We start from the raw sequence: 4,476 nt of genomic DNA, 5'->3' as shown, positions 1-4,476 counted from the left end.
TGGCGGGCGTGACCGACGGTGGTTTCGAGACAGGCGCTAGCGCGCCTTCCTCAACCACCGGCTCTGCAGTCGCAGGGGGGTTCGAGACAGGCGCTAGCGCGCCTTCCTCAACCACCGGCAGTGCAGCTAGCGCGCCTTCCTCAACCACCGCGCCGACGCCGCTCAGATGCTGAGGATCACCGCGGAGCCGTGGCCGAAGAGGCCCTGGTTGGCGGTGATCCCGACGCGGGCGCCCTCGACCTGACGGCCGGTCGCCTGGCCGCGCAGCTGCCAGGTGACCTCGCAGACCTGGGCGAGGGCCTGGGCGGGGACGGCCTCGCCGAAGCACGCCAGGCCGCCGGACGGGTTGACCGGGATCCGGCCGCCGATCGTGGTGTCCCCGGCGCGCAGCAGCGCCTCGGCCTCGCCGCGCTTGCAGAGCTGCAGGTCCTCCATCCAGTCCAGCTCGAGCGCGGTGGAGAGGTCGTAGACCTCCGCGAGGCTGACGTCGGCGGGGTCGATGCCGGCCTCCTCGTACGCCGCCTGGCCGATCGACTCCTTGAACGTCCGCTCCGGCGCGCCGACGACGAGGCTGGAGTCGGTGGAGAGGTTCGGCATATCCAGCACGGTGTTGGGGAAGGTCGGCGTGACCGTGGAGATCGCGTTGATCCGGACCGGCCGGTCGAGACCGTGGCGGGCGGCGTACTCCGGGCTCGCGACCACCACAGCGGCCGCGCCGTCGGAGGTCGCGCAGATGTCCAGCAGGTGCAGCGGGTCGGAGACGACCGCGCTGGTCAGCACGTCGTCGATGCCGACCTCCTTGCGGTAGCGCGCGTTCGGGTTCTCCAAGCCGTGCCGGGCGTTCTTGACCTTGACCCGCGCGAAGTCCTCCGGGGTGGCGCCGTAGAGGTCCATGCGGCGCCGGGCGTACATCGCGAAGTACGCCGGGTTGGTCATGCCCAGCAGCCGGAACCGCAGCCAGTCCGGGTCGTCCCACCGCTCGCCGGCGTTGGGAGCGAGGAAGCCCTTCGGCGTGGTGTCCGCGCCGACCACCAGCGCCACCTCGGAGAGCCCGGCGAGGATCCGCGCGCGGGCGGTGTCGAGCGCCTGGGCACCGGTGGCGCACGCGGCGTACGAGGTGGCGACCTTGGCGCCGTTCCAGCCGAGCGCCTGGGCGAAGGTCGCGCCGGCGACGTAGCCGCCGTAGCCGTTGCGCACGGTCTCGCCGCCCACGATCAGGTCGACGTCGCGCCAGTCGACGCCGGCGTCCGAGAGCGCGGCCCGGGCAGCGTGCACGCCGTACTCCACGAATGGGCGACCCCACTTGCCCCAGGGGTGCATGCCGACCCCGAGGACGGCGACCTCACTCACTGCACCGACTCCTCACCGAGCTCGGTCACGGGCTTCCACTTCCACACCGTGCGGTCGCCGGTGTCGTCGGCATAGAGCGTCTCCACGACGAGCTCGGCCTCGGCGCCGACCCGCAGGTCGGCCACGCCGTACCCGTCCGCGACCTGGCCCACCACGACCAGCCCTTCCGGCAGTTCGACGGCCGCGAGCGCGAACGGCTCGTAGGGGTCGGTGCGGGCGACGTACGGCGACGGGGGCTGGTACTGCGCGTCGGTGTAGGACCAGATCGTCCCGCGGCGGGAGAGCTCGGTCTCCTCGAACTCCTCCCCGGCGCACGCGGGGTTGCGGCAGAAACCCTGCGTCGGCGGGAAGAACACCGTCGCGCACCTGGTGCACCGTGACCCGAGCAGCGTGGGCTCGGGTCCGGTCGTGAACCACCCGTCGATCGCGGGCGTGCCCGACACCGCCATGTTGCCTCCGGAGAACTAGAACGTGTTCTCATCCTAGGGCACGCCGCGGTGTGGTGGTTTCGAGGCTCAGGCCTGGCGGCCTTCGCACCTCAACCACCGTGGCGGTGGTTGAGGTGCGAGCGGAGCGAGCCTCGAAACCACCTAGCCCCGCGCCAGGTAGGCCAAGAGGTCGTGGCGGGTGACGACGCCGACCGGCTTGCCGTCCTCGTGGACCAGCAGCGCGTCGGCGCCCTCGAGCGCGGTGACGGCCTCGGAGGCCGGCTCGGTGGAGCCGATCGTGGGCAGCGGCGGCGACATGTGCTGGCCGACGGAGTCCGTGAGCCGGGCCGTGCCCGTGTAGAGCAGGTCGAGCATCGCCCGCTCGGACACCGACCCGACGACCTCGGCGGCCACCACCGGCGGCTCCGCGCGGACGACCGGCATCTGCGAGACGTTGTACTCCTGCAGGATCGCGACCGCCTCGGCGATCGTCTCGTTGGGGTGGGTGTGCACGAGGTCGGGCAGCCGCCCGCTCTTGCCGCGCAGCACCTCCCCCACGGTCTGCACGGCCCGCTCGGCGCCGTCGACCGGGAAGCCGTACTGCGCCAGCCAGTCGTCGTTGAACACCTTGGTCAGGTAGCCGCGGCCCGAGTCCGGGAGGAGTACGACGATGACCGCGTCCTCGCCCTCCGGGGTGCCCTCGATCTCGTGGGCGAGCTGGACCGCGGCGTGCACGGCCATGCCCGAGGAGCCGCCCACGAGCAGCGCCTCCTCGCGGGCCAGGCGGCGGGTCATCGCGAACGAGTCGGCGTCGGAGACCTCGATGATCCGGTCGGCGATCTCGCGGTCGTAGGCGTCGGGCCAGAAGTCCTCGCCCACGCCCTCGACCAGGTAGGGCCGGCCGGTGCCGCCGGAGTAGACCGACCCGGCCGGGTCGGCGCCGACGACCTGGACGGACGGGTTCTGCTCCTTGAGGTAGCGGCCGACGCCGGTGATCGTGCCGCCGGTGCCGACGCCCGCGACGAAGTGGGTGACCTTGCCCTCGGTCTGCGCCCAGATCTCGGGGCCGGTCGTCTCGTAGTGCGACCGCGGGTTGGGCGGGTTGGAGTACTGGTCGGGCTTCCAGGCACCCGGCTGGGAGGCCAGCCGGTCGGAGACGTTGTAGTAGGAGTCGGGGTGCTCGGGCTCGACCGCGGTCGGGCAGACGACCACCTCCGCGCCGTACGCCTTGAGCACGTTGCGCTTGTCCTCGCTGACCTTGTCGGGGCAGACGAACACGCACTTGTAGCCCTTCGCCTGGGCGACCATCGCCAGCCCGACGCCGGTGTTGCCCGACGTCGGCTCGACGATGGTGCCGCCGGGCTGGAGCTCACCGGAGGCCTCGGCGGCCTCGATCATCCGGGTGGCGATGCGGTCCTTCACCGAGCCGCCGGGGTTGAGGTACTCCACCTTGGCCAGGACGATCGGTCCCTTCGCGCCATCGAGGGAGCCCATGGACTTCGAGAGCCTGAGCAGCGGGGTGTTGCCGATCAGGTCGAGGAGTGAGTTCACGTACTGCACCGAGCCAATCTAGGGGCGAGCCTCCCCCTTCCGTAAACCCCGGCGCCCCGCGCTGGCGTCCGTCCGTAGAGTGACGCCGTGGGGAAAGCCGCTGCTGCTCGGAAGCTGGCCTCCGCCGCGGCGTACGGCGGGGGCGGGGTGTCGCTGCTCGGCGGCGCCCTCTACGGCCTGCTGCGCGTCGAGGCGTCCGTGGCGCGCAAGACGATCGGGCGCCTCGAGGACGACCCGCCCGACCCGACCGGGTGGTACGGCCGCGGTCGGCCGGGACCGGCGATCAAGGTCGCGCTGCTGGGCGACTCCAGCGCGGCCGGGTACGGCGTCGAGCGGGTGGAGGAGACGCCCGGCGCGGTGCTGGCCAGCGGGCTGGCCGAGCGGGCCGACCGCCGGGTCTACCTGCGCGACTTCGCGGTCGTCGGCGCGATGTCCTCCGACCTCTCCCACCAGATCGACCAGGCGCTGCCGACCGAGCCACACGTCGCGGTGATCCTGATCGGCGCGAACGACGTCACCCACAGCGTGCTGCCCTCGGCGTCGGTGCGGCACCTCTCCGAGGGCGTACGCCGGCTCCGCGAGGCCGGGGTCGAGGTGCTGGTCGGCACCTGTCCCGATCTCGGCACGATCAAGCCGATCGCGCCGCCGCTGAAGCAGGTCGCCCGGGCCTGGTCGCGCCGGCTGGCGGCCGCCCAGACGATCACCGTCGTCGAGGAGGGCGGCCGCACGGTCTCGCTCGGCTCGATCCTGGGCCCGGAGTTCGCGGCCGCGCCCGCGATCCTCTTCGGCCCCGACCAGTTCCACCCCTCCGCCGACGGCTACCGGTCGCTGGTGACGGTGCTGCTGCCCTCGACGCTCGCCGCACTCGGCCTGATCCCCGACGACGAGGCCGAGCCGGAGGCCTACCGCGGCGAGGGCGTGCTGCCGATCACCGCCGCCGCCATCCGGGCGGTCAACGTCCCCGGCACCGAGCTGGGCGGCACCGAGGTCGGCGGCTCCCGCCGCGGGGTGCGCGGCCTCTGGGTCGAGCTGCGGCACCGCCGGCGGCACCCGGGCACCGAGGGCGAGGCACCCGACGCGGCCGACGAGGACCCGTCCTCCGAGGAGCTCGACCCGGCCCCGGAGGGGTAGGGGAAACCACCACTGG

General features: G+C 72.8%; 4 protein-coding genes. 1 reads left to right on the top strand and 3 read right to left on the bottom strand.

All coding sequences use genetic code 11. The annotated features are described in order from the left end of the window. Window positions 1-162 precede the first annotated feature (162 nt). The 3 genes from VGD85_RS12055 to VGD85_RS12045 all read right to left on the bottom strand — a co-directional run bounded on the left by VGD85_RS12055 (window position 163) and on the right by VGD85_RS12045 (window position 3,338). A complete protein-coding gene (locus tag VGD85_RS12055; protein ID WP_331063687.1) occupies window positions 163-1,350 on the bottom strand; it encodes a lipid-transfer protein in 1,188 nt (395 codons plus the stop codon). Beyond that, complete coding sequence (locus VGD85_RS12050; protein ID WP_331063686.1) at window positions 1,347-1,799, bottom strand: Zn-ribbon domain-containing OB-fold protein; 453 nt, start codon at window positions 1,797-1,799, stop codon at window positions 1,347-1,349. Before VGD85_RS12050 ends, VGD85_RS12055 begins: the two co-directional genes overlap by 4 nt. Window positions 1,800-1,940: 141 nt before the next feature. After that, complete coding sequence (locus tag VGD85_RS12045; protein ID WP_331063685.1) at window positions 1,941-3,338, bottom strand: cystathionine beta-synthase; 1,398 nt, start codon at window positions 3,336-3,338, stop codon at window positions 1,941-1,943. 78 nt (window positions 3,339-3,416) lie between these two features. Between VGD85_RS12045 and VGD85_RS12040 the strand changes: the two genes are divergently transcribed. Continuing rightward, window positions 3,417-4,460: an SGNH/GDSL hydrolase family protein gene (locus tag VGD85_RS12040; protein WP_331063684.1), complete on the top strand. Its 1,044-nt coding sequence runs from the start codon at window positions 3,417-3,419 to the stop codon at window positions 4,458-4,460. Window positions 4,461-4,476 lie beyond the last annotated feature (16 nt).

Source organism: Nocardioides sp. (assembly GCF_036401255.1).
Taxonomy (GTDB): domain Bacteria; phylum Actinomycetota; class Actinomycetes; order Propionibacteriales; family Nocardioidaceae; genus Nocardioides.
This window is presented reverse-complemented; position numbering and strand designations above follow the sequence as displayed.

Bases quoted from the DNA above. Each gene is read 5' to 3' on its own strand.
- VGD85_RS12050 (WP_331063686.1), bottom strand. From the start codon at position 1,799: ATGGCGGTGTCGGGCACGCCCGCGATCGACGGGTGGTTCACGACCGGA.